22 protein-coding genes are annotated in these 25,153 nt (G+C 49.3%); 16 read left to right on the forward strand and 6 right to left on the reverse strand.

What is annotated here, in order from left to right; genetic code table 11:
* Positions 1-100 precede the first annotated feature (100 nt).
* Entirely contained in the window at positions 101-1,303 is a 1,203-nt protein-coding gene (gene ftsY, locus ACZ5ZZ_RS04910; protein ID WP_464133908.1) for a signal recognition particle-docking protein FtsY, read from the forward strand.
* A 47-nt stretch (positions 1,304-1,350) separates the two neighbouring features.
* Here ftsY and ACZ5ZZ_RS04915 read toward each other — a convergent pair whose 3' ends face one another.
* The gene (locus tag ACZ5ZZ_RS04915; protein ID WP_464133910.1) at positions 1,351-2,022 is read right to left on the reverse strand and encodes a Rossmann-fold NAD(P)-binding domain-containing protein; all 672 of its coding nucleotides are present in this window, start codon (positions 2,020-2,022) and stop codon (positions 1,351-1,353) included.
* A gap of 15 nt (positions 2,023-2,037) precedes the next feature.
* Positions 2,038-3,588, reverse strand: coding sequence for an SH3 domain-containing protein (locus ACZ5ZZ_RS04920; RefSeq protein ID WP_464133912.1), 1,551 nt, complete (start codon positions 3,586-3,588; stop codon positions 2,038-2,040).
* 164 nt (positions 3,589-3,752) lie between these two features.
* Here ACZ5ZZ_RS04920 and ACZ5ZZ_RS04925 point away from each other — a divergent pair, with 164 nt between their 5' ends.
* The 10 genes from ACZ5ZZ_RS04925 to ACZ5ZZ_RS04970 all read left to right on the forward strand — a co-directional run bounded on the left by ACZ5ZZ_RS04925 (position 3,753) and on the right by ACZ5ZZ_RS04970 (position 14,298).
* Positions 3,753-5,384 carry a hypothetical protein gene (locus ACZ5ZZ_RS04925; protein WP_464133914.1) on the forward strand — a complete coding sequence of 544 codons (1,632 nt, stop codon included), beginning with the start codon at positions 3,753-3,755 and terminating at the stop codon, positions 5,382-5,384.
* Between the two features lie 144 nt (positions 5,385-5,528).
* The gene (locus tag ACZ5ZZ_RS04930) at positions 5,529-7,241 is read left to right on the forward strand and encodes a L,D-transpeptidase family protein (RefSeq protein WP_464133916.1); all 1,713 of its coding nucleotides are present in this window, start codon (positions 5,529-5,531) and stop codon (positions 7,239-7,241) included.
* Positions 7,241-8,089 (forward strand): hypothetical protein, encoded by an 849-nt coding sequence (locus tag ACZ5ZZ_RS04935; protein WP_464133918.1) that lies wholly within the window; start codon positions 7,241-7,243, stop codon positions 8,087-8,089. Before ACZ5ZZ_RS04930 ends, ACZ5ZZ_RS04935 begins: the two co-directional genes overlap by 1 nt.
* 64 nt (positions 8,090-8,153) lie before the next feature.
* Positions 8,154-8,744, forward strand: coding sequence for a hypothetical protein (locus tag ACZ5ZZ_RS04940; RefSeq protein ID WP_464133921.1), 591 nt, complete (start codon positions 8,154-8,156; stop codon positions 8,742-8,744).
* Between the two features lie 135 nt (positions 8,745-8,879).
* On the forward strand, positions 8,880-9,188 hold the full coding sequence (locus ACZ5ZZ_RS04945; RefSeq protein ID WP_464117810.1) for a cell division protein ZapA: 309 nt from the start codon (positions 8,880-8,882) through the stop codon (positions 9,186-9,188).
* A 26-nt stretch (positions 9,189-9,214) separates the two neighbouring features.
* A complete protein-coding gene (locus tag ACZ5ZZ_RS04950) occupies positions 9,215-9,778 on the forward strand; it encodes a 5-formyltetrahydrofolate cyclo-ligase (protein ID WP_464133923.1) in 564 nt (187 codons plus the stop codon).
* Positions 9,779-9,785: 7 nt separating this feature from the next.
* Complete coding sequence (gene rny, locus ACZ5ZZ_RS04955; protein ID WP_464133925.1) at positions 9,786-11,351, forward strand: ribonuclease Y; 1,566 nt, start codon at positions 9,786-9,788, stop codon at positions 11,349-11,351.
* Between the two features lie 139 nt (positions 11,352-11,490).
* Positions 11,491-12,711, forward strand: a complete 1,221-nt coding sequence (gene tyrS / locus ACZ5ZZ_RS04960) for a tyrosine--tRNA ligase (protein WP_464117805.1) — start codon at positions 11,491-11,493, stop codon at positions 12,709-12,711.
* Between the two features lie 56 nt (positions 12,712-12,767).
* Positions 12,768-13,427: a 2Fe-2S iron-sulfur cluster-binding protein gene (locus ACZ5ZZ_RS04965; RefSeq protein ID WP_464133928.1), complete on the forward strand. Its 660-nt coding sequence runs from the start codon at positions 12,768-12,770 to the stop codon at positions 13,425-13,427.
* A gap of 61 nt (positions 13,428-13,488) precedes the next feature.
* On the forward strand, positions 13,489-14,298 hold the full coding sequence (locus tag ACZ5ZZ_RS04970) for an alpha/beta fold hydrolase (RefSeq protein ID WP_464133930.1): 810 nt from the start codon (positions 13,489-13,491) through the stop codon (positions 14,296-14,298).
* A 55-nt stretch (positions 14,299-14,353) separates the two neighbouring features.
* Here the strand turns inward: ACZ5ZZ_RS04970 and ACZ5ZZ_RS04975 are convergent, their stop codons facing one another.
* The 3 genes from ACZ5ZZ_RS04975 to ACZ5ZZ_RS04985 form a co-directional block, all read right to left on the reverse strand.
* On the reverse strand, positions 14,354-14,680 hold the full coding sequence (locus tag ACZ5ZZ_RS04975) for a HesB/IscA family protein (protein WP_464117799.1): 327 nt from the start codon (positions 14,678-14,680) through the stop codon (positions 14,354-14,356).
* A gap of 108 nt (positions 14,681-14,788) precedes the next feature.
* Positions 14,789-15,976: a cysteine desulfurase family protein gene (locus ACZ5ZZ_RS04980; RefSeq protein WP_464141519.1), complete on the reverse strand. Its 1,188-nt coding sequence runs from the start codon at positions 15,974-15,976 to the stop codon at positions 14,789-14,791.
* A gap of 77 nt (positions 15,977-16,053) precedes the next feature.
* The gene (locus ACZ5ZZ_RS04985) at positions 16,054-17,580 is read right to left on the reverse strand and encodes a hypothetical protein (RefSeq protein ID WP_464141520.1); all 1,527 of its coding nucleotides are present in this window, start codon (positions 17,578-17,580) and stop codon (positions 16,054-16,056) included.
* A 184-nt stretch (positions 17,581-17,764) separates the two neighbouring features.
* Here ACZ5ZZ_RS04985 and ACZ5ZZ_RS04990 point away from each other — a divergent pair, with 184 nt between their 5' ends.
* From ACZ5ZZ_RS04990 to ACZ5ZZ_RS05000, 3 genes are all read left to right on the forward strand, one after another.
* Positions 17,765-20,059 carry a vitamin B12-dependent ribonucleotide reductase gene (locus ACZ5ZZ_RS04990; RefSeq protein ID WP_464141521.1) on the forward strand — a complete coding sequence of 765 codons (2,295 nt, stop codon included), beginning with the start codon at positions 17,765-17,767 and terminating at the stop codon, positions 20,057-20,059.
* Between the two features lie 146 nt (positions 20,060-20,205).
* Positions 20,206-21,399: a S1 RNA-binding domain-containing protein gene (locus tag ACZ5ZZ_RS04995; RefSeq protein ID WP_464141523.1), complete on the forward strand. Its 1,194-nt coding sequence runs from the start codon at positions 20,206-20,208 to the stop codon at positions 21,397-21,399.
* Positions 21,400-21,562: 163 nt separating this feature from the next.
* Positions 21,563-21,928 (forward strand): hypothetical protein, encoded by a 366-nt coding sequence (locus tag ACZ5ZZ_RS05000; protein WP_464117790.1) that lies wholly within the window; start codon positions 21,563-21,565, stop codon positions 21,926-21,928.
* Between the two features lie 3 nt (positions 21,929-21,931).
* Here the strand turns inward: ACZ5ZZ_RS05000 and ACZ5ZZ_RS05005 are convergent, their stop codons facing one another.
* Positions 21,932-23,032 carry a competence/damage-inducible protein A gene (locus tag ACZ5ZZ_RS05005; protein ID WP_464117788.1) on the reverse strand — a complete coding sequence of 367 codons (1,101 nt, stop codon included), beginning with the start codon at positions 23,030-23,032 and terminating at the stop codon, positions 21,932-21,934.
* Between the two features lie 174 nt (positions 23,033-23,206).
* On the opposite strand from ACZ5ZZ_RS05005, the gene ACZ5ZZ_RS05010 reads away from it, so the two are divergent.
* Complete coding sequence (locus ACZ5ZZ_RS05010; RefSeq protein WP_464117786.1) at positions 23,207-24,415, forward strand: acyl-CoA dehydrogenase family protein; 1,209 nt, start codon at positions 23,207-23,209, stop codon at positions 24,413-24,415.
* A 21-nt stretch (positions 24,416-24,436) separates the two neighbouring features.
* On the forward strand, positions 24,437-25,150 hold the full coding sequence (locus ACZ5ZZ_RS05015) for a TrmH family RNA methyltransferase (protein WP_464117784.1): 714 nt from the start codon (positions 24,437-24,439) through the stop codon (positions 25,148-25,150).
* Positions 25,151-25,153: the final 3 nt, after the last annotated feature.

Consider the following 25,153-nt stretch of genomic DNA (forward strand, 5'->3'; position numbering starts at 1 on the left):
GGCCTTAAACAAGCAGAGAATGCTCTGGTCTCTGCCTCTAAAATACGGTAAATAGGGGGTGTTTTTCAGTCTCTTTTGACGCGTATGGTTGGAGGTTTCTATGATGTCCCCGGGGCATGAGCAACAAATTACTATTTTGGCTGGTTTGGTGGTGTTGATCTTTGCGGTGATTTTCGGCGCATTGATTCTCAGCATGGTTCGTAACTCCAAAAAGAAAGCGCAGGAACTTTCACACGAAGCCAAACGTGAAATTCCAACAACCACACAAGTGGAAGAGCCTGAAGGCGTGCGTCTGGCGCACATTGATTCCACGGGAAATGTGGTCTCTGACTTGTCCGTGCCGGACCTGCATGATGCCGCCGTGGCTTTGGAAGAAAAAGCGGTCGATCTGCGCGAGGCTCTTCGTAAGACAGAGGAAAATCTTTTCGGCCGCATTCGCAATCTGTTCAAAAGTGAAACCAGCAACAAACATCTGGAAGAGATCGAAGAGATTCTTTACACCAGCGATCTGGGGCCAACAACGGTTCAGCGCCTGATGGGCGCCATCGAAGACAAGCTTTCCAAAAAGGAACGCGCCGACTACGACACAGTTCGTGAGGCTTTGAAGGAGGAGATTAAAAACATCTTCTCAGACTCTGCTTCTGCGGCTGTGCAAGGTGGAATCCTCTCAAAAATCAAATTTGCCTCTGAAGGACCGACTGTTCTGATGATTGTCGGAGTCAACGGGGCAGGCAAGACAACGTCGATCGGTAAAATCTCGGCCCAACTGGCCGGTGAGGGTAAAAAGGTTCTGGTGGCGGCGGGTGATACCTTCCGTGCGGCAGCAGGTGGGCAATTGAAAGTCTGGACCGATCGTGCCCATGTGGAAATTTTCTCTCCGGAAGGTGTGACGGACCCAAGTGCGGTGGCCTTTGATGCTGTGGCCAAGGGGAAAGCGCAGGGTTATGATGTGGTGATTGTGGATACAGCAGGACGTTTGCACACGCAGGCCAACTTGATGGAAGAAATCAAAAAGATGAAGCGTGTGATGACCAAGGTGATTCCTGAAGCTCCGCACGAGACTTTGATTGTATTGGATGCAAACTCAGGGCAGAACGCTCTGATGCAGGCCAAAGAATTCCATAATGCCCTGGGTTTGACCGGAGCCGTTTTGACGAAAATGGATGGAACTGCCAAAGGGGGAGTGGCTGTGGGGCTTGCGCAAGAGCTGCACATCCCGATCAAGTTGATTGGTGTCGGAGAGCGTATTCAGGATCTTCGCACATTCTCATCCCAAGAATTTGTGGAGTCCTTGTTCCAGTAGAATACACGGTTTCTTATGTTGAGATCAGATAGTTTGATCTGATCCGTTTATCTTTGGTCAGCAATTCTTTGAATGTGATCTGACTTATAGACATGAAAGCCCGGGTGAAAGTTTAAAGTGGCAATAGCCATCGCCCGGGCAATATCATTGGCAGAAATCGCGCGGTATTTTTTCAGAGGGCCCACAAGCAGGTGGTTGAGCACCGGACTGATTTTTTGCGCAAACTCTTCGCCGCGTCGGACTTCTTTGCGTTCACCCAAGATCAAAGACGGTTGAAAGATTTCAATCTGAGGAATTTGAAGACCTCGCAACGCCTCTTCCATTTCACCCTTGACCCGATTATAGAAAATGCCGGACTTGGAATCTGCGCCCAGCGCAGAAATCACCAGCAGCTTTTGTGCACCGACGTGTTCGGCTACCTTGGCGAATTTCACCACATAGTCATAGTCAACTTTGCGGAAGGCCTCTTGAGAACCGGCTTTTTTGATCGTGGTGCCCAGGCAACAAATAAAGATGCTGGCTTTCAAGGCCTCCTGGTGTTTTTCCAGGTTTTCAAAGTCCAGGATGATATTGTCGGTTTTCGGGGGAATGCGGCCCAAAGGACGTCGTGAGACGGCTTTGATACTTTTGATTTCATCGATATGGGCTAAAAGCAGAAGGAGCTCGTGTCCCACGAGCCCCGTCACGCCTGTCATACAGACATCAGTTGGATAGATCATTGATCTCCAGTGGCACTACCTGCTGTTAGGACTGCCGTTGTCGTTCTCAGTTCTGTAAGTCACTTTCGGTGGATTGTGCTTGCCGGAAGTTTTCAGGAATTCAGGAACAGATGTTCTGAAGTCTGCCAAACCGCTGACACGGATCGCACCTTTTGTTTTTACGCTATCAGGATGAGCGTAGTCCACGAAACGACCTTCGTCCACCAGGAAGTATCCTCTGAAGTTTGTTTTCGCGGCGTCTTTTTCCCAGCCGGAATCAATTTTATAACGATCTCCAGATTCTCCAGATGCTGCAGACTTGCCATAGTTCAGAGCTGCTGCATTTGGATATTGATCCACTTCGTAGGTACCTTGCTCAATCAGATTTTGACCTGCGATGACCGGAATCGCCTTATTGATGATTTCCTGTGCATCGGCAGTCAAACCATTGGTTCTTTGTGCACCATCAGTCAGAAGGATAAAGTTCCAAACGGCTGGCTTTTCGAAGTTATGTGCATAACGCGGAAGTGGAGTCACTTTCTTCTTGAAGACGCCAGTCACCGTTTCAAGCTCGCGAGTCGATTCACGTGCATAGACACGATAGATGTCCGTACCCGGAGCCAGGATCGAGCGCAGGTAGGCAATCGCGCGGTTTTCCAGACGAGTACAGCCAGAGGAACCCGGATTTGTGAACATGTTGGCAAAGAAGCCGCGAGTCAGCTCGATCGCTGCGGCGCCATCTTTACCCCAACCGATAGTTCCGTGCATCCATTGATAGTTCATGCCATTGATGTCGTCAGCCGGAGTGACTTTGGCAGCATACCAGCCGAAGGCACCGTGCATGGTGGTGTTGCCTTTGGCATCCTTGACCATCCACTTGCGGGAGCCCAAGGTTTTAGTCATGCTGTCAGTGATTGGATCCGGGATGTACTTTAAAGATTCGCCAGCTTTATACCAATGTGGATAGTGTTGCTGCCCGTCTTGATAGAATTTCACCCACTCTGAAATCTTCGAGTGGCCCAGCCAGGTTTTAAAGGCGTGAGGATCTGTTTTTGTTCCCTCTTCCGGGCGACCCACGACCATGTCCGTTTCCATCACAAGCTTGTGGGCGCAGTCTGGAGTCGCTGTGCAGCGCTCATAAACACGTGTCTTTTCAGTGGCCACGTTCTGGATCACAAAATACTTTGTCGCCGCAGTCACCAGCTCTTTTGTACTAAGATAGTCTTTGGAAACAAAAAGTTCAGGTGCTGCATCCGCTTTCACTGAAGCCGAACGGATGATTTTGATCTGCACCAGGGGAGTTCCTTCGTTAAGAACGTCGATGATTTCGATTTCATCATTCAAAGAAAGTTTTCCTACGATATTCCCGGTGGTGGCATTGCTGCTTCGGACATTCAAAGCGTCCGCAGAAATGAAGTATCGTCCGCCGACCTGCAATTCAGATTTTTGCAAACTTTGAGGTTTGGCAGAAGAAGTGGCGTTCGCCTCTACGGCTGAGATTTCTTGCGCGATACTCATCAAGGGCGAGCTGGCAATCAACAAACTCAACAAGGCTGAGCACAGTCTGCGAGACTTAAACTTTGTCATGATACGTCCTCCGATATTTCCAATATCTATTAAACTTCTGTCATTGACTCAAATCCCCTCAGCAAGAAGCGTGACAGGTGTTCTTGCTGCGGTATTTTTTAAAAGAACGTTTTTCGCCCGTCGAACAAGTAGTCAAAGCGCCCATAAAGGGCACATGGAGGTACATGATGAAGAAACGGATTTTGATGTTGAGCTTGTTGATATTGCCGGCTTTTGCGCAAGCCCAAAGTAATTCCAGATGGCGTATTACAAAGCCGTCCTGGACGACAGTTGATGAACAACGCTTTGGTGAGTTTGTCTCTCGAATTGGCGGTGCGGTGGAACGACGGGAATGCGATAAGGTGGATACCTGTCTGCGCAGTCCTGCGAACCCTTATGCCGGGACAGATCCGGCAAGTCTTCGGCTCTTCGCTGATTGCGCAGACCTTCCTTATTATCTGCGCAGCTATTTTGCCTGGAAGAACGGGCTTCCCATGTCCGTTGTCAGCAGTATTGCGTCTCGTCCTGGAAATACGAATAAGGATGTTCGCTATTCCACGATGGGGAACTACGTCACCGGCCGCTATGATGTGATTCCCAGCCGCAACAGTGCACCTAATGCCGTGGCTTTGTTGAACAGTACTTTGATTGACATGACATATTCAGCCACCTTCCGCATGATTGGTCTGGAGGATACGGGACGCTTTACCGACTTCTATCCGGTGAAGTTGAGTCGGGAAACCATTCGTCCTGGGACTGTCATTTATGATCCGAACGGGCACGTGGCGATCATCTATAAGGTGACTGATGATGGGCGGATTTTCTATATTGATTCTCATCCGGACAATACTCTGACCTCGGGTATGTACACTCCTAAATTTTCACGAAGCCATCCTCAGCACGGAGCGGGCTTTAAGAACTTCCGACCTTTGGCGCTGCAAGGGGCCAGTCGGAATTCCGCGGGGGAGTACTACGGCGGAAAGATCGTGGGTGCACGCAATGATCAACTTGCGGGCTTTAGCACCGAGCAGTTCTATGGCAACAGCCCGGATCCGGAAGGAGTCTGGAACAAAGGAAAGTTCCTGTATCGCGGGGTGGCCTTCCCTTACTATGACTATCTGCGCATTATGATGGCCAGTGGTGAATTGCGAATAGATCCTATCAAAGATATGCAGCAAGTTCTGGCTGATATTTGTGTGAACTTGAAGGATCGTGTGGTGGCGGTGGAACAGGCGCGCAAGGCGGGGGTAGATATGAAGCCCCATCCCGAGCGTCTGCCGACGAACATTTACGGGACGACCGGGGAATGGGAGGACTATGCTTCGCCATCACGGGATGCCCGTTTGAAGGTGTCCTTCATGGACCTTCTGAATCAGTCACGCAACCTGATTCAGCGCCATCGTGCCGGCGATCCGGCGATTGTGTATTCAGGAGCGAACCTGGCCGCCGATCTCTTGGCTACTTATCAGCGTGAATCAGCAGCTTGTCAGTTCACCTATGTGAACTCCAGCGGATCTCCAGTCACGTTGAATCTGGAAGAGGGGCGCCAGCGTGTGTTTGCCATGAGCTTTGATCCCTATCATTGTGTCGAGCTGCGCTGGGGGGCCAGCAGTCCGCAAGAGCTTGCATCCTGTCGTGATGATGAAAACAAGCGTTTGTGGTATGACCGCGAGAAGTGGTTGCGCTATCAGTGGGAGCGCCGTTATGACTCGCGCATGGACTATTCCCTGGACGAGCTGACCGGGCCCAAACCAGGGGCAGGCATTGCTCAGCCACCGGATGTGGATATCATTCGTTTGTTGAATTCGCTGATTTAGAAAGCAGGGGCTGAAATGCCCCTGTCTCATTTTGAGACGAGCTGACAATTCGCGGCTCCTGTCTAGAAATGTTTACCTGAAATCATTCAGGAAAGTACTAGGGGTGGCACTTTATTTGGATATCAGGAACCTGAAGAGGTTTCTATGTCTATGAAGAGCTGGGTTAAGAAGTCTATCTATTTGAGTTGCGGTTTCAGCATTTTAATGACGTCCGTTGCCGGAGCGACAACGTCTTCACAGATCGAAGCTCAACTAACCAGGCAAAGTCCTTCGCCATTGTTTAAGATTGGTGACTATTTCCTGCATCAGACGCCTCTTTTGACTCTTTATAAGTTGCGCGACTACCGTCCTATCTGGGTGACAGCGGATGGGAAGCTTACGCCTATAGCTCTCAAACTGAAGTCTGTTCTAAAGACAGCGCATCTTCACGGTCTTAACGTTGCTGACTATTGGGATAGCACTCTGGAAGGCTACTCAAACCATCCTAAATTGGCCAGTTTTTCAATCACTTTAGAGTTGATGATGACAGAGGCGCTGCTGCGCTATGTGGATCATCTGCAAAATGGCCGATTGGATCCGCGTCAGGTAGATTCTGATATCAAAGTCGATCGAAAAGTCTTTAAGGATTTCGAAGTTTTGAAAAACACATTGGATGCCGCTGAATCCAAAACCGCAGAGGAATTCCGTGTGCTGCTGGATAAATTCGCCCCACATGGGGGGAATTATGCTGATCTGAAGCAACTGCTGGCTTACTTCCGCAGTATAGAAAATGACAACGAGTGGGGGGAAATCAAGGCTCCTGCGAAGAAGTTTATGTTGGGTTATAAGGGGCCTCAGGTTGTGCAGCTTCGCTCTCGATTGCTGTCACTGGGATACCGATTGAGTAATTTTGAAAATGATGTTTTTGATGGTGAACTTGATCAGGCCGTTCGTAAGTTTCAAGTGTCCAATAACTTGGAAGGCGACGGAATTGTCGGTCCGCAGGTTCTGAGATTTATGAATGTTCCTGTCAGCGAGCGTATCATGCAGATCGAGGCTAACATGGAACGTTTGCGCTGGCTTCCCAGTGAAATGCCGACTCGGTATGTGTATGTTAATATTGCGGCGGCAGAGTTCCGTCTTTATGACAACTACAAACGTGTTATGAAGTTCCGTGCGATCTCTGGTCGTGAGCACTGGCGCACGCCGATGCTGTATAATGACCGTGTGACTTATGTGGAGCTGAATCCTGAATGGGTCGTGCCGGATAGTATTGCGGCGACCAAGATCCCTTTGATCAAGGCGGATCCGAATTATCTGTCTAAAAAAGGTTTCAGCGTGCGCAAATGGGTGAATGGTTCGTTGGTGGATGTCTCAGCCAGTGAAAGGGCAAACATAAACTGGGATCGTTTCGTCAGAAATTATGTCTTGGTGCAGGAGGCTCGCACGGACAATGCGCTTGGGGTGGTGAAATTCCCGCTGAGAAATGAATACTCCATCTACCTGCACTACACCGATAACAAAAATCTATTCGATGATACCAGTCGGCAACTGAGTTCCGGTTGTGTTCGCTTGGAAGATCCTTTCCAGTTTGCGGAATACATCCTGGCGGGAAATACGACATCGATAAGTCCCTCTGGCGGCAGTTGGACGAAGTATGAAATGAGTGGATTAGTGCCTTCTCGTGAAGGTGATCGTCCAGATCCGCGTTATCAGAAGATGCGTATTCCTCTTATCACGCCGGTTCCTGTGTTTTTGACTTATTATACTGTCGATAGAACTGATGATGCTGAACTTCGCTTCTTGCCGGATGTTTACGGTCAGGACAAGCGTATTGTGAACATGATCAAGGTGAAATCGTACGGGGAGTTGTTCTAATGAAACTTTTAAAACGATTCGGAACTTTTGCAGTTTATGCCTCTGTGTTGCTAGGCGCTTCGTGGGTGCAGGCACAAAGCTTGGGTTCTTTGACAGTGAACGGGCAGGCGGCTCCGTCGCAGGTGTTCAAAAAGGTGAAGGTCGCGCAGTGTGTTCAAGGTCAAAGTGGCTCTTGTGGCAAACCGGTATTTTTTGATTTGAATGTACGCCAGGAATTGCCTGCAGGAACTTATCTGGTCGGATTTGAAAACACTCTTTATCCGGGATTGGTGTCGGTTCAGGCAGGGCAGAATACAGTTTTGAATTTGGAGCGTTTGGACATTCCGGCGATTAAGGGTGAGCGGGTGGTCGTTTATCGTAATCTTTATTCCAAAGCAGAACAGGACAAGTTTTTGTCCTCCTTTTTTTATAATAAGAAGTCCTTCTTCCGCCTGGAAAAAGGGAATTTCGGAGATCTTTATTTAACTGGTGCTTGGGAGAAAGATTCGATTCAGCGCCTTTCGTACGAAGGTTGTCCTGGAAGATTATCCGAACGAGCTAAAAATGAGCTTCCAGAAGCTGACCGAAAAAGAATTTTGGAAGTGGATCAGCTGTGCAATTTAGTTCGTGATGCTTCCAGTCCTTCGGACTTGGCCGGACTTTTTGACTTCAGTAGTGACAAGAATGGCAGAATCGTTCAAAACTGGGTCTCGGCGCCGGGTATCAAGATGACCATCACTCATGACCGATACTTGGTTGCGACCCCGACCAGACCAGGCTCCTATGTCATGGTGTTCCCGGGTTCTTACACTGTCCAGGCTCTGGGTAAAGATGCGAAAGCTGGTGTCTCAGTCCAAGTCGGAATGTAGACTTGAACCCGGCCTTTCTTGGTTTTTGATTGAACCCCTGGGGTCTTTTCAATACCCTAGGTACATGCTCAAGAACGTACTTGGTTTGATTTTGGTTTTGGGGCCGTTGTCAGTGGCGGCCCAAGGCGTGAAGCCTATTTCCGTATCGTATGAAAATCTCATGCGCTGCTTCCCTGAACTTCAAGATGAAAAGCTGTCCTTTAAGGTGGATCTAAACCGCCTGAAGGATATTGCTGACGAAAAGTTTGTGACGTCTCAGTCGCAGCTGCGTCAAAGAAAGATCCACTATCTGGATGCAGAAAAACAGGCGATGAACCTGATTCTGCGGACCAAGTTTTCCGGAGCCAAAAAGGTCCAGACAGAGCTGATCTTGCAACAGGTCGACGAAAAGGGTGTGGTGACGGATGTTAAGCTGACTGAGAATCAGCGCATCAATCCCAAGCAAGACACCATCAACAACTTTCTGCTGAATTCCGTGATCAAAACAGATGAATACTCTTATAATGACACGAAGCTTAATGGAGTTTCTGCGTCGTATATGCGCAACTTCAAGGACGTCATCGAGTATGAGCTGAACGACGGTCCGGGCAGTCGGTCCATCGTGTGCGAAAATCAGAAGAATCTCGGCATTATATGCACCTGTTCTAAAAAATAAATCTGTTGAATATCGACCTTTTAGGGATATAATTTTAAGAGTGTTGATCTAGGAATTTTTCTAGAGTTTTAAAAGGTTTAGGCATTTTTACTGGCCGGTTTAGGCCCCATAGATTCTGCAGCTGTTGAGGTGCTAGTGACATCTGAGAAAAAAACCTACAATTTCCTAATTGCGGGTGTCCCTTACAAATTAAAAACCTCTCACGACGACGCGACCGTTGAGGAGCTCGTTGAATTTGTAAACAACAGGATGAATCAAGCCATGTCTCTTACAAAGAATGGCTCTTTCCAGAATGCGGCCGTACTCACGGCGATGAATCTTGCCGAAGAACTTATTCTATTGAAACGTAAAGCGCACCGCGAGTTGGAAAAACTTGAGGAAAGAGCTTTGCAGCTTTCAATGGATCTAGAAAATTCCAAGAGCAACAAGGTTTTGAACAACTGACTTTGTTTTGATTTCTTGGAGTGTCCATGTTTGTTTCCTGGAGCTCTAAAAAGGACTGTCGGTCCTTCTTTAAATCTCTTTGCGCTCAAGAGTTTGCGCAAGGTCTTGTTCAACATCAAAAGCAGCTCAACGCTCACTTGCACGATTTTCTAAAATCGCAGGCGGGCGTGTGGGGAGCCTATCGGGCATTGCCGGAAGAGGCGCAGGTCGAGGAAGTGTTTCACATCCCACACTTGCGCTGGGTCTTTCCGAAAATGATCGAGGGGCATTTGGAATTCTTTGAGACCCGGGATTTCGACCTGGGACCTTATGGAGTCTGGGAACCTCAGCCTGGCTCTGTGCAAAGATTCCTTCCCGAGATTTCGGGACTGCTTATTCCCGGTTTGGTTTTTAATAAGAATGGCAATCGCCTGGGTAAAGGTAAGGGGTTTTATGACAAAACTCTGCAAGACTACCAGGGGATCAAGGTTGGAATTTGTTTTGATTTTCAAGTCGCAGCAGATCCGCTTCCTACCGAGTCTCATGATGTGGTGATGGATTATCTTATCACAGAATCAGGCTGGGTCGATTGCAAGAAGTATCAGGAGTGAATGAATCATGGAGATCGTAATCAGCGCCATTATTGGCCTGTTCATTGGTGCCACCGTTGTTTTCGTTATCAAGCGTCTGCAAGATAACAATAAAAAGAAATCAGCTCGCTTTGAAGCGGAACGAATCATCAACAAGGCCAATGCTGAGGCTGCTAAGCTAAAAAAAGAGTCTGAAAATAAAGCCAAGGACTTTGAATCCCGCGCCCGCAAGAATGTCGAACAAGACATCCACAAGCAAAAATCCACATTAAAAAACAAAGAAGCGCAGTTGGACCGTCGTTTGAAAGAGATCGAAGATCAGTTCAAACAAAAGATGGAAGAAAACGAAAGATATCTGAATTCCCTGAAGGATCGCGAAGAAAAGGTGGCGATCTCTGAAAACCGTATCAAAGATCTTGAGAAAAAAGGTGAACAGCACGCGATTGAGCTGAAGAACAAGCTGGAGTCAGTGGCGGCAATGAGTCAGGATGAGGCCCGTCGTCAGCTTTTGACTGCTTTGGAAGATGAAGCCAAGCAAGAAGCTGCGAAGAAAATTGCGCAGATTGAAGCTGAAGCACAAAAAGAATCTGAAGTTAAAGCCAAGCGTATTCTGGCGACGGCTCTGGCGCGTTTTGCTTCTGAATACACCTCTGAAAGAACTGTCAGCGTTTTGGCTCTGCCAAATGACGAGATGAAAGGTAAAATTATCGGCCGTGAAGGTCGTAACATCCGTACCTTGGAAGCTCACTGTGGTGTGGACCTGATCGTGGATGACACGCCAGAGGCGGTGGTTATCTCCGGCTTCGATCCGGTTCGTCGCGAACTGGCTCGTCGTACAATTGAAAAACTGATGGAAGACGGTCGTGTGCATCCGGCACGTATTGAAGAAGTCGCTGAAAAACAACGTAACGAGCTGATGAAGTCCATCAAAGAAGAGGGCGAACGCCACGTGATGGAACTGGGTATTCCGAACATGCACCCGGAACTGATCAAGATCATCGGTGGTTTGAAATACCGTTCTTATCAGGGGCAAAATGCCCTGAATCAGTCCTTGGAAGTGGCGACGATTGCGGGTCTTCTGGCAGCGGAACTGGGTGTCAGTGTGAAGCTGGCTCGCCGTGCAGGTCTATTGCATAACATTGGTAAGGCGATCGATCACACCGTTGAAGGCAGTTATGCTTTTGTGGGTGCTGAGGCTGCTAAAAAATACAACGAATCTGAAGATGTGTGCCACGCGATTCGTGCTCACAACGAAGAAGAAAAACCGCACTCAATCCTGGCGTGGATTGTTCATGCGGCTTACACCTTGTCTGTGTCCCGTCCGGGGGCTCGTCGTCCACAAATGGATTCCTTCATCCATCGTTTGGAAGACCTTGAAAGCATCGGTAACAGTTTCGACGGCGTTCTGAAAACTCTGGCGTTGCAGGCGGGTAAAGACATCCGCGTTTTGGTTGAATCTGCAAAAGTAACCGACGATCAGGCCGTCATGTTGTCTCGCGATATCGCTCGCAAGATCGAACGCGAAGTCCCTCAGGCAGGACAAGTTAAAGTCACCGTCGTGCGCGAAACCCGCTCTGTGGAGCACGCGAGATAATCCGCGGACGCGGAGGATGCCGCCTACGGCGAGGATGTCGTAGCGGACTTGGCCGCGAAGACTGGACTTAATCCGCCCCACGGCGAGGATGTCGTAGCGGCCCTGGCCGCGAAGACTGGACTTAATTGGAGTTAGGTAAATGTTTTTAGACCCTAAAGAACAGCTAGAAAGAATCAAGTTCGGTGTCGCTGAATTTATCAGCGACGAGGACATGCTTAAAAAACTAAAGCGTTCCAAAGAAACCAACAAGCCTTTGAATATTAAATTGGGTGCGGACCCGACTCGTCCGGATATTCATATCGGACACACGGTTGTGATCAACAAACTGAAGACCTTCCAGGACCTGGGGCACAAGGTGTCTTTCCTGATCGGGGACTTCACGGCGATGATCGGGGACCCGTCTGGAAAAAACACCACACGCCCGATGCTGACTCGGGAAGAGATCGAACAAAACGGTCTGACTTACGCCAAGCAGATCTTCAAGATTCTGGACCCGGACAAGACCGAGATTGTGTACAACTCTTCCTGGATTATGAAAATGAATCCGGCGGAGTTTATTACGATGACTTCCAAGTACACGGTGGCTCAGATGCTGGAGCGTGAGGATTTTACCAAACGCTATAAGTCAGGAACTCCAATTGGTATTCACGAGTTTATCTATCCACTGACACAAGGTTACGATTCTGTGGCTTTGAAAACAGACGTGGAGCTGGGGGGGACTGATCAGAAGTTCAATCTTCTGGTGGGCCGTGCGATGCAGGGCACTTACGGTCAGGAGCCTCAGTGTGTGCTGACGATGCCGATTTTGGAAGGTATCGATGGCGTGAATAAAATGTCCAAGTCTTTGGATAATTATATCTCTGTGGTTGATACGCCGAAGGATATGTTCGGTAAGACCATGAGAATTTCTGATGAACTGATGTTCCGTTGGTATGAACTTCTGACGGATATCACGGGCAATCAATTGGCACAGTTGAAGACCGATGTGGCTGAAGGCCGCAAGCACCCAAGAACGGTGAAAGTGGAGCTGGCGAAGTTCCTGATTAAACGTTTCCATTCCCAGTCAGAGGCTCAGGCGGCGGAAGACGAATTCAACCGCATCTTTGTTGAAAAAGGTCTGCCGGATGAAGTTCCTGACTTTGAAGTTGCGCCAGAGTCTCAAGTTGGTTTTGCGGCGTTGTTGGTCAAAGCAGGTATGGCTGCTTCTAACAGCGAAGCGGGCCGTTTGATTCAAGGGGGCGGTGTTCAGATTGATGGGGAAAAGGTTTCTGATCCTCGTTTGAAGATGGATCTGCTTTCCGGCAAAAGCTTTGTAGTTAAAGCTGGTAAAAAGAAGTTTGTTAAAATCGTAGTTAAGTAATGTGCCCTGGGCCAGAGGAATGGCCCGGAGCTTGTTTGTTTCAAAGGATCTTGGTTATGAAAATCAAATTTTTCCCTCAGAATATCGAAGTCGAAGGAACTCCCAATAAGAGCCTTTTGCAGATTGCGACGGAAAATAAGATTGAGATCCGCTCGATCTGCAAGGGTGTCCCATCCTGTGCGGAATGCCGTGTCCGCATCAAAGAGGGGGAATCCAATATTCTTCCTCCGAACAAGGCCGAGCTGAATTTGATCGGGACCAGTCATTTTATCGATGGTCGTCGCTTGAGCTGCCAGGTTCATTGTTATGGTGACGTGACAGTGGATTTGACTGAGCAAGTGGAGCGTATCGAGAACCAAACCAAGAAGATTCGCGGCTTCCGCGCCAACAAACACATCGAATCCAAGGCTGTGAACGACACGATGCTATTGACGGAAAAGCCGGAAGATAAGCCGACCCAGGACAAAGTCCAGGCTCCGCCACAAGTGCAAGGGGATGAAAAACGCCCTCAGCCGCAGCAGCAAAAACAGCCGCAGCAAAAGCAACAACAGCAGCAAAAGCAAAAGTCGCAGCAGCAGCAGAATCAGCAGAAGGCTCAGTCTGGTAAAAACCCGGGCCAGAATCAGGGACCTCGTCAACAGCAGCAGCCAAAACAGCCGCAGCAGAAAACGCAACAACAACAAAATCAGCAGCAAGACAGAAAGCCGCAGAAATAGTCTGCGGTCTGGACTTAAGCGCAGTGTCCTGTAAACAGATCTTTACCGATACGTTTCATGGATGTCACACAAGATCACTTTCCGGGAACGGGGACAGGGGCCGCTGCTTATACTTCTTCATGGCTATGGAGGAAGTGTTCACCATTGGGATTCTATCGCTGAAACCCTGTCGCAGACCTATCGCGTGGTCGTTCCGAATCTAAGCCATGTTTATATGAGCAGCGATAAGCTGTTTTTCACAGTGCAAATTGAAGTGCTGGCGCGCTTTATTCAGGAAAACTTCCCGAACCAGCGGGTGCATGTGGCGGGCTTAAGTTATGGTGGGGCTCTTTGTTGGGGGTTGGCGACACACCATCCTCATCTTGTGAAAAAGACGGTCTTAATCAATCCGATGGTGACGGACCCCATTCGTTATTTCCTGCCTAAAGAGTTGAAATTTTTCTTCTCGATTCCACTGAATCTGAAAAGTGTCTATGTAATGCTGTCGACACCCATGGGGCGAAGTTTCCTTAAAAGATCGGCGCAGATTTTTCGTGATGAACGCAGCGAAGGGGCAGTGTCGGTGGAAACATTGAAGGGACGCAAGCTGCAGTTTGTGGCTCATATGATTCATCATTTTTCATGGATTCTTCGGTCTGAGGACTGGGCCTACTGGAACACGCGTCTTTACACTTACCGTGGGGACTGTCGTTTGATTTATGATGAGCAGGACTTGCTGTTTAATCAGGAAGCCTATCGGCAATTTGCCCGCCATATTGGCTGTGAAGATGTGGTGGCCCTGACCGGGGCGGGGCACTTGGCCATTAAGACAAAGCCGGAAGAAGTGGCACGATTGATTCAAGAGTTTATCAGCACCGCTGTTGCCGCATAAAAAAAGAGAGCTCACACGAAGCTCTCTTTTGGATATCAATATTTAAATTCAATAACTAAACGTTAAAGCTGGAACCGCAACCGCAATGTTTGTTTGCATTGGGATTGTTAAAGACAAAACCTTTACCGTTAAGTCCTCCGGAATACTCCAGTGTCATGCCCAGAAGGTAAAGCATGCTTTGGGAATCAACAGCCACTTTCTGACCGTGAGACTCAAAGAATTTGTCCCCTTCACGGGTGACTGTATCAAAATCCATCTTATAAGACAGACCAGAGCATCCACCTTTTTTGACTTCCACACGCAAGAATGCGGCCTCTTCTTTGCCTTCTTCTTTTTTTAATGTCGCAAGCTTCTGTGCTGCCTCAGGTGAAATGTTAATCATGGCGAACTCCTTTAACCACTGTACGATGGGGGTAGTATACCACAGCTGTCAAGGGGTTGGGAGGCTTCAAATAAGCCTCGGGTTGATATGTGTAAATATATGAAAATACTACTTATTTATGGCGTTCTTCAGGATTTGAGCAGCTTTCATCAGTTCCTCCTGCGTTGTCCAGCGGCCCAGGCTTAAACGCAAAGAACACTGCACTTCGTCCGTGGAAAGTCCCAACCCGCGCAAAACATGGCTGACCACCATGGCTCCGGTGCCGCAAGCGGACCCCGTGCTGACTCCCAGCTTTTGCAGGCGGGGCAGAATCTGCTCAGTTTTGATACCCGGCAAAGTGATATTCAAATTGGCCGGAGATCTTTCCGTAGGGTGGCCATTTAAGCGAACTCCGGGAATGGCTTCTTGAAGCTGCTGCCACAGGAAGTTGCGAAGCTCGGTCATGTGTTGAGTTTCAGCAGTCAGATTCTGCTGACAGATTTCACAAGCCACTCCGAAACCGACGACCGCAGGCACATTGACGGTGCCAGAGCGCAAACCACGTTCCTGGCCGCCACCATAGATCAGCGGATTGAGTTGAACCTTCGGGTCTTTTCCGCGAATGTAAAGGGCACCGACCCCTTTAGGGCCGTAAATCTTGTGACCAGAGAAGGACATCAAATCAATGCCCATGTCAGTCACATTCACGGGGATTTTTCCCGCGGCCTGAGTCGCATCGGTGTGCAGATAGATCTGATGTTCCCGTGCAATCTGTGCAATTTCCGGAATCGGATTGATCGAGCCGATCTCGTTGTTCACCCAAATGAAGCTCATCAACTTTGTATGCGGTTTGATGGCCTTTTTGATTGCTTCAGGTTCAACCTGTCCGAATTTGTTCACAGGAAGGAAGTCAACTTCGACCCCTTGCTTTTGCACAGCTGCCATGGCCTTCATGATCGAGCTGTGCTCAATCTGGCTGGTGATAAAATGAATCGGAGCGGTGGGGTTGTCTTCGCGAAGTTTGGAAAGCAGACCGAAAATCACCCAGTTATTGGATTCTGTCGCGCCACCTGTGAAGGTGATTTCCAAAGGACGGGCTCCGATCAGGCTGGCTACTTGTGCGCGCGCCTTAGCGATGGCATTTTCCGCCACCCAACCCCAATGATGACCTGCGCTGGCCGGATTGCCGAAGAGTTCTTTAAAATAGGGCTCCATGGCAGCAAAAACCCTTGGGTCTACCGGAGTCGTGGCGTTGTAATCCAGATAAATAGCGCTGTCTTGTTGCAAAGTAGTTCCCATCGGACGTTCGGAGCTCATTTCCATATGTCCTAAGAGCTAAACCTTGCGCGGGCGCGGGGTCAATAAAAAATCAGGAAAGTGCACCTTGGCGTGCTTTAGGCGGGAACTTTTTCTTTCAGTTTTTCCTCAAAAAGCTGGATTTTTTCATTCAGGAAGTTTTGGGCTCGGTATTTGTCCAAATCCTGAATTTCAGCTTTGAGAATATGCAAATTAGACACCCCCTGGCTTTGCAGTCGCTCTTTTTGGACGGCGAAGAACTTGCTGCCTCGGGGGGTGTAAAGGACGTATTTGTTATTCTTAGGCAGATAAATATAAACGTTGAACTCGACGGCCACGTCACCGGCAAGTTCATTCAGATGAATACTGGCCATTTCCTCATCAGCAGAGGCTCCGGTGCAGATTTTCACATCCGGGCAGGGGAAGAAGGCCATGGCGACTTCCTGTCCTTCATGTACTGATTTGCGCAGAAATTCTGCTTGAGCCAGGGCCCAATCCTCAAAAGGGACCTCTTTTATTTTCAACTGCATCGGATCACTGTCTTCAATGTGTTCGCCGTTTTCTTTCAGAAAGCGGAAAAGTCGTTCACGTATTTTGTTGATAAAGCTGTCATCGATCTTGCGATCTTTCCCCATGGCGGTGATCAGATAACCTGAAAAACGCGGGGATTCGACCACGATGCACGAGGTGTTGGTGGAATCCTCGATGGCTTCTGCTTCCTCAAAAGAAGTTTTGATGCACGACTTGTCCAGGGCGTTTTTCGCTCCACGAAGAATGATCGAGTCCTGTTTGGAGGCCGCCGGATTTTCTTCAATCTGTTCCGGGGTGGTGCGATCTTTTTTCTTTTTGCGTCCTTCCATCGGGGCCCAGGAGGGGCCGTTCTTTCGCAACGGGCCGCTGCCGGTATGCGAGCCCAAAGACGGATCGTCTGCCGGGGATTGTTGGCGGGCCCATTCCGGCCCAAGCCCGTTGTTGGTGGCAGAAGTATGCGACGCCATCGTCGAAGCCGGGCCTGTCATCATTCCATTCATAGAGTTGTTGCCGGTCCCAGGGATCATGCCGCCCACAGAAGAACCGCCCGGGCCGTTGGCCATGGTGCTCATTTCGTCGCCACTGAGAAGTTGTTGCAAAATATTGTGGGCGCTGGACATGTCCCCGGCGGGGCCTTGGCCTTTGATGGATATGACTCCGTCGGTGCCTTCTGTTGGACTGACACCACGATTAAAACCGGCGGAGCTTTCGCGGATCTGTTGATCTTTATAGTATTTATTAACCGTTCTCTCGACGGCGGGCCCGGTGACGGGGGGATAAAGAACGTATTCGGTGTTGCAGCTATTGAGCAAAGTGAACGACGCTGCAGAATTGCTTTCTGCAAACGCGATCACACAAACGGGGAAAGCTTGGGTCAAAATCTTGGGTAGATTGCGAACTTTGCGATTGGGATGGTCGATGCTGACCAGAACAAACTGTGGTTGTTCCTGAACAAGGAAGATCAGGGCTTCCTTAAGATTGGTTGTGGATTTCATGGTCCAATCGCGATTGCGCAGAAAGCCCTCGACGGCCCCCAGACTTGCCGGGTTTGATTTAATAATGAGGAGCTTCTTTTTTACCGGGTCTTGACTCATTCCCCACCCCTGTGTTGATTCTTTCTTAACGGTTTGCTGACAGACCTGGACAAGCTTCAAGGATTAAAGGCAAGACATGTTGCAAAAGCTTAACACAATCCCGGCCTTTGGTTGGTGGGGCTTTCGAACAAGTGTGAGGGGCTTCTTGCTTGGCTACCCCGAAAAGTCCCACTAGACTGTAATCATGAAGAATAAAACACTGCACAGTCCGTCTTACTTCGTCCCTGCGGGCAAGAATCCCGAAAGCCTTTTTTCCTGGAAAAGAGTCCACTGTGAAATTCGCAATCGTAAAGGGGAAACGTTCTTTGCGATGAAGAATGTGGAGGCCCCGGAAGGCTGGTCGCAACTGGCAATTGATATTGCCGCCAGCAAATACTTTAGGAAGGTGGGCGTGCCGCGAACGAAGCATGAAACTTCGGTTCGTCAGATGGTGGATCGGGTGGTGAAAGCGATTGTCGCCTCGGCATTAAAGCAAGGGGGCTATTTTAGCTCGCGCAAAGAAGCGGACATCTTTGGAAAGGAATTGAAATACATCCTGCTGTCCCAGCGGGGCGCTTTCAACAGTCCGGTGTGGTTTAATGCTGGCCTTTGGGAGGCCTACAAGGCCGATTCCCCCAGCGAGCATTTTGCCTGGGATGAAAAGAAAAAGTCCATTCAACCGACAACGAATGCTTACGAGCGTCCCCAGTGTTCAGCCTGCTTTATTCAAAGTGTGGACGACAGTATCGAAGGGATCTTTGATCTGGCCAAGACCGAAGCAAAGCTCTTTAAATACGGCTCGGGGACGGGCACTAATTTTTCCAAAATTCGCAGCAAATATGAAACCACAGGGTCGGGTGGAAAAAGTTCTGGTCTGATTTCCTTTCTTGAAGTTTTGGATCGTGGTGCGGGGGCCATTAAGTCCGGTGGCACCACTCGGCGTGCGGCAAAGATGGTGGTGGTCGACATTGATCACCCTGAAGTTCTGGAATTTATTGACTGGAAAATGCGGGAAGAGCAAAAGGCTCATCTGCTGATTGCCGCGGGCTTGAGTGCGGATTTTGAAGGCGAGGCCTATAGAACTGTTTCCGGTCAGAATGCCAACAACTCTGTGCGTGTCACGGATGCCTTTATGAAGGCGGTGAAGGAAGATCGTCCCTGGAAGCTGAAGGCCCGAATGACGGGAAAGTCTTTGCGTGAGATCCCGGCCACCGAAGTCTGGGGGCGTATCACCAAGGCGGCGTGGATGTGTGCGGATCCGGGAATCCAGTTTCATAACACGATCAACAAGTGGCACACCTGCCCTGAAACAGATGTAATCAACTCCAGCAATCCTTGTTCTGAATACATGTTCCTGGATGATTCTGCTTGCAATCTGGCATCAATAAATCTGGCAAAGTTCCTTGGTGAATCTGGAGACTTTGATTTTGAAGCTTTCATTCATACGGCACGCACGTTGTTTGTCGCTCAGGAAATACTGGTGGACTATTCCAGTTATCCGACGCTGAAGATTGCGCAGAATTCGCACAACTATCGACCTTTAGGCCTGGGGTTTGCGAACCTGGGAAGTTTGTTGATGAGAAAAGGCATTCCTTACGACAGTGAGGAGGGCCGCGCCTGGGCTGGAGCCTTGACCTCTTTGATGACGGGTGTCGCCTATTTGACCAGTTCGGAGATGGCGCGGGCCAAAGGACCTTTTGACGGCTTCCGTCGCAACCGTTCCAGTATGCTGAAGGTGATGAAGATGCATGAGCGGGCCGTGGGAAAAATTCCATGGCGCTTGTTGCCAGCCGGAGTGGACAAGGCTGTTAAAAATCTTTGGAAGGGCGTCTTGTACAATGGCACAAAGCATGGATATCGCAATGCTCAGGCGACGGTGATTGCACCGACGGGAACCATCGGCCTTTTGATGGATTGTGACACCACGGGGATCGAGCCGGACTTTTCATTGATCAAATTTAAAAAACTTGTCGGCGGCGGTGAGATTCAAATCGTCAATCAATCTGTTGATACGGCCTTGCAAGCCTTGGAATATCCACAGCCAGAGCGTCAGGCAATTTTGAAGTATATCGAGGAAAACAACTCCGTTGTGGGCGCACCTCACATACGCCCTGAGGATGTGGCGGTTTTCGATTGTGCAACAGCTCCCCCGGGTCATCGCGTCCTTTCTCCAGAAAGCCATGTCCTGATGATGGCGGCAGTGCAACCTTTTGTGAGCGGAGCTATTTCAAAAACAGTCAACATGCCCAGCACGGCCACCGAAGACGATATCAGTCGCATTTACTTCCTGGCATGGGAGCTGGGCGTGAAGGCTGTGGCGGTCTATCGGGACGGCAGCAAGCAAAGTCAGCCCTTGAATCTGAAGGAAAAACCCAAGGTGGTTGAAGAGGTCTCGGTGCCGAATTTCACCATGAAATGCCCAGAGTGCGGGAGTGACACAGTGCTGACTAGCGGATGTTATCGGTGCCCCAACTGTGGGACCACTGTGGGTTGCTCTTAGTGCCGGGGGAAAGCCTTCGGCCTTGTGACTGACCACGTTGGACCGCCTTATCTTGGGTAAGGGGCTATGGCTTTGTGCGGCGGTGCTGGTCAAAGGGGTGGGCTGCCTTTATTCTCTATCCTCTCTTTAAACTTAAGGACTGCTTTATGTCTAAAAAAGATATTTTTGGTGATGAGGTTCCTGAAACAAAGGACTTCGCTTCTTTTGAAGAACTTTTTGCTCAATCTGAAAAGGGTTTGAAAACTCGTTTGAATGTGGGTGATCAAGTTCATGGCGAGATTCTTTCTATCGGGAAAGAAGAAGCCTTTGTTTCCACCGGAACACCGACCGATGGTATGATCCTGACGAAGGATCTTTTGGATGAAAACAAGGAAGTTAAATACAAAGTCGGTGATTATATCGACTGTGTTGTGACGGCGATCAAGGGCGGTGAAGTCCGTCTGGCGAAGAAGGGTTCTCTGAATGCCTCCACAGATTCCTTGGAAGATGCATTCGACATGGAGCTTCCGGTGGAAGGCCGTGTGACGGAAACTTGCAACGGCGGTTTCCGTGTCAGCATCCAGGGTAAAACAGCTTTCTGCCCGATCAGTCAGATTGACAGTCGCTTTGTTCAGGATGCCAACGAATACGTGGGTAAGAAATTTGACTTCATGATCACGCAGTTGGATCCGAAAGGCCGCAACATCGTTGTGTCCCGTCGTAAGGTTCTGGATCTGCAAAAAGCCGAAAACGAAGGCACCTTCATGTTGAAGCACCAGCCGGGAGCTTTGTTGGAGGGTAAGATCGTGCGTCTTGAAAAATTCGGCGCGTTCGTGGAGCTGGAATCCGGTATCGAAGGGTTGATCCACGTTTCTGAGCTGTCCTGGTCTCGCGTTCATGATCCGAAAGAAGTTGTGATGCCTGGCCAACCGGTCACGGTGAAACTTTTGAAGATGGAAGAAATCGACGGAAAACTGAAGATTTCGCTTTCTTTGAAACAGGCTGACGGGGCGGGCAATCCTTGGATGACGGTTCCTCAGAAGTTCCCAGTGGGCACCGTGGTGCAGGGGAAAGTGGAAAAGAAAGAAACCTATGGTCTTTTTGTGAACATCGCTCCGGGTGTAACGGGTCTATTGCCACGTTCAAAATGGCGTGACTCTGTGGATGCCGCTCAATATGAAAACAAAAAGCGTGGTGATGATGTGACTGTTCAGGTGGATCAAATTCTTTTCGAAGAAAAGAAGATAGCCTTGGGGCTTCCTGGCGAAGTGGAAGACACCAGCTGGAAGTCTCATTCCACTGCAGCCTCTGGTTTGGGGGCTATGGCGGAAGCTCTGAAAGGGCTGAATCTAAAAAAGTAAAACGCTTAAAAAAACTTAAGATTTTCCCGCGAAAAAACCCCTGTATAGGAATATACAGGGGTTTTTCTCATATTTGGGCCCACCCCCTCAATAAAACTGCTGGGTGAGCCGATAAGTGTATCAGTCGGAGACCTCGCTTGAACGTACCACTGAGGGATTGATTATGAGCAACAAGATCACAGCCTATATCGAGGGCAAGCTGCTTGAGGCAGCCAAAGAAAAATGGGTTTTTCAACATTTTAAGTTTGAAGGTCATAAGCTGCGTCCGCTGGAGCGCAAGATGTACTTCGATTTTGGTGTGATCGAGGTCTTTCTGAATCCCAACGGCAGTATCGACATCGTCGGGGACTTTTATAAAAACAGCATCAAGGCCTCGGAATATGCCTCGGCTCAAGATGCCTGTGCCATGATCTATGATCATCTTCGTTATGCAGATCAGAACTATCTTCGTCTGATCGAGGCACCAGAAAACTGGACCAAGCAGGGATTTATCGAAAAGCTTTTCAGTGGCTTCCGCAGGGCGGGCTGATCCTCATAGGTTTTTCAGCCAGAAGATCACCGCCATTTCGGCAAAGTACTGGTGTCTTCGTTCTTTCATGTTCATGGTTTTATAGGGACTTGTGATGAAGTCTTTCACCTTTCGTCCGCGGTAATCCAGACTGACCTCGCAACTGTGTTCGTCCTTGGGAAGCAGGTGCAGATGAAGGTCCGCAGGGCTTTTGACTTCCCGGGATTTTGAAAAGCTCCACAGTTGATCTGTCATAAATCCGCGTAAGACCGGCATCAGACGGTTCATCAGAAACTGACCCGTGACCTCATCGATCACGCAAATGGATTTGATCTCTCGAAGTTTTTCGGCGAAAAGTTCGGCCACGTCGTCACCATCACGGGCGATCGTACAAAACTGCAGGGCTTCCGTCAGATGCTCCAGCGGTGCTTGCAGCTCCTGCTCTCGAGTGCGGTGAAACGAGGCCTTGATTTCGACATACGGCAGGTGAACGCGATAGCCCTTGTCCACCTTGATCCCGCGCAAAACCTCTTCCACGATCATAGCCACATCGGATTCGCCAATGCCGATCGTATCCCATTTGCGTGTGATGTAAGGATCCAGACCTTGGGTGTTCTGCTGCAGCCACTGGGTGATGCTCGCATTCCAGACAGCTTCGATTTCTCGGGGAGGTCCCGGCAGGACAAAGACTTTTTTGCTATGAGCCTCCAGGAAGAAACCATTGGCCGTGCCTTCTTTGTTGGGAAGCACCTGGGCCCCTTCGGGGAAGAAGCATTGCTGTTTCTGGATTTCTTTAACAACATACCCACGCGATGTCAGGCGGTCTTTCACATGCTGCCAGGAGCTTTCATCGAAGACGAGTTTCTTGTTAGCCCAGTCCGCCACCACATCCCGGGTGAAGTCATCTGAAGTTGGGCCCAGTCCCCCGGTGATAAAGATCAAATCTGCTTTTTGTGCGCAAAACTCAATCCCCTCTAGCATCAGATCGCGTTCGTCGGGCACCACTAAATGAGCTTGGGTCGTCAGCCCCAGGTCTTTGAGTTTTTTGGAGATCCAAGAAGCATTTTTGTTTACAATCTGCCCATCGGTCAGCTCTGTTCCAATACCCAAAACGACGGCTTTCATTTGTGATTCTCCTTAAGGCGCACCTAAAAAACTATTCCAAGGCATAATCAGCGTCTAGTACCTCTTGCTAAATGCTTGAAATGCGGCGCATTATTGTGGTCTAACCCTTGCCCCGAAGGCGGTCTCTTCATAGATTCGCCTGACAGTATGCATCTCGATTCAAGGAGTCGCTTTATGTCTTTCAATTGGAAAGAATTTGATCTTTACAATCCAACACCTGAACACGCTATGTTGCGTGAAACTTTGAAGGCTTTCACTGAAGCGGAAATTGAACCGCAGGCGCATGAATATGATCGCAGCGAAAAATTCAATCTGGCTTTGTTCAAAAAAGTGGGCGAGCTAGGACTTTTGGGCATCACAGTTCCCGAACAATTTGGTGGTGCGGGAATGGATGCCACTGCAGCAACCATCGTGCATGAGGAATTCTCTGCTGCTGACCCAGGTTTCTGTCTGGCTTATCTGGCGCACTCCATGCTGTGTGTGAACAACATCGCGGTGAACGGCAGTGATGAACAACGCTTGCGTATTTTGCCAAAGCTTTGCTCTGGTGAATGGGTGGGCGCTATGGCGATGTCTGAGCCCGCAGTCGGAACTGACGTTCTGGGCATGCAAACGACAGCCGTGAAAAAAGGCAACGAGTACGTGATCAACGGCCGCAAGATGTGGATCACCAACGGGACCATTGATGAAAACAACACTCCATGTGACCTGGTTCTGGTTTATGCGCGCACAGGTGAAAAACACGGTCGTGCTTTGATTTCCACTTTCTTGGTTGAAAAAGATCACAAGGGCTTCTCCGTGGGCCAGAAGATCAAAGACAAATTGGGTATGCGTGGTTCCAACACCGCAGAACTGGTTTTCCAGGATTGCCATGTGCCAGCCAGTGCGTTGATTGGTCACGAAGGTGATTCCATGCTGCACATGATGCGCAACCTGGAAATCGAGCGCCTGACTTTGGCGGCGATGAGCTTGGGTATTGCAAGACGTTCAATCGAGATTATGAACCGCTACGCACAAGAGCGTGAAGCATTCGGAAAATCCCTGAACCACTTCGGTCAAATGCAACGCTACATCGCTGATTCCTATGCGGAATACAAAGCGGCGCGTGCTTATGTTTACGAAACAGCACGTCGCATGGATTTGAACAAAGAAGGCAACCGTCTGGATTCTGACGGCGTTAAGCTGGTGGCGACAACCATGGCGAAAAACGTGGCTGACCGTGCAATCCAGGTTCTGGGCGGATACGGTTATGTGGGTGAGTACGTGGTGGAAAGACTTTGGAGAGACGCGAAGCTGCTTGAAATCGGTGGCGGTACTTTGGAAGCACACCAAAAGAACATCACTCGCGACTTGGCAAAAAATCCGGAAGCACTTTACAAATAGTCCTGCATCGACGAGGTCAGCATGTTCCCTTACGGGCCCGAACTTGAAATCAAATCCGATCTGCTTGTGAACTACAAAATCGTTCTTGATAAGATCGGGCCCCTGTTGACGGACGAGCGTCGCGAAAAAATCGAAAAAGTTGTGTCCTTGCGCAACTTCGACACCGCAGTCGTGCTTGAGGGGATTTATGACCGTGGGAATATTTCCGCGGTGATGAGAAGTGCGGAAGGCTTGGGTTTTGGTAACTTCCATGTGATTGAAACCCAGGAAAAATTCAAAGAAGCCAATCGTGTCACCCAAGGGGCTGATAAGTGGGTCGAGGTCAAAAAATGGAAAAAGACCGCCGACTGTGTGAAGGCTCTTAAAGACCAGGGCTGCAAGATCTATGTGACCCATCTGGATGCCAAATCCAAACCTCTGCATGAAATTGATTTCAGTGGCAAAACCGCGCTGGTGCTTGGCAATGAGCGCGACGGTGTGACTCCAGAAATGGTTGCGGCCGCTGATGAAACTGTGATTATTCCCATGACCGGTTTTGTACAGAGCTTTAATATCTCTGTCGCCGGTGCTTTGGCTTTATACCATATCTCTCAGGATCGTCTGAAGCGTCTGGGGGCCAATGCCTCTTTGACGGAAGAAGAGCAGGGAATCCTGCGTGCTCACTACTATATGCGCACACAAGACAGTGCGGCGAAGTATCTGGAAGAAATGTTCAGTCGGGGCATTTTGGCATAGCCT

The organism is Bdellovibrio sp. HM001 (assembly GCF_055397275.1).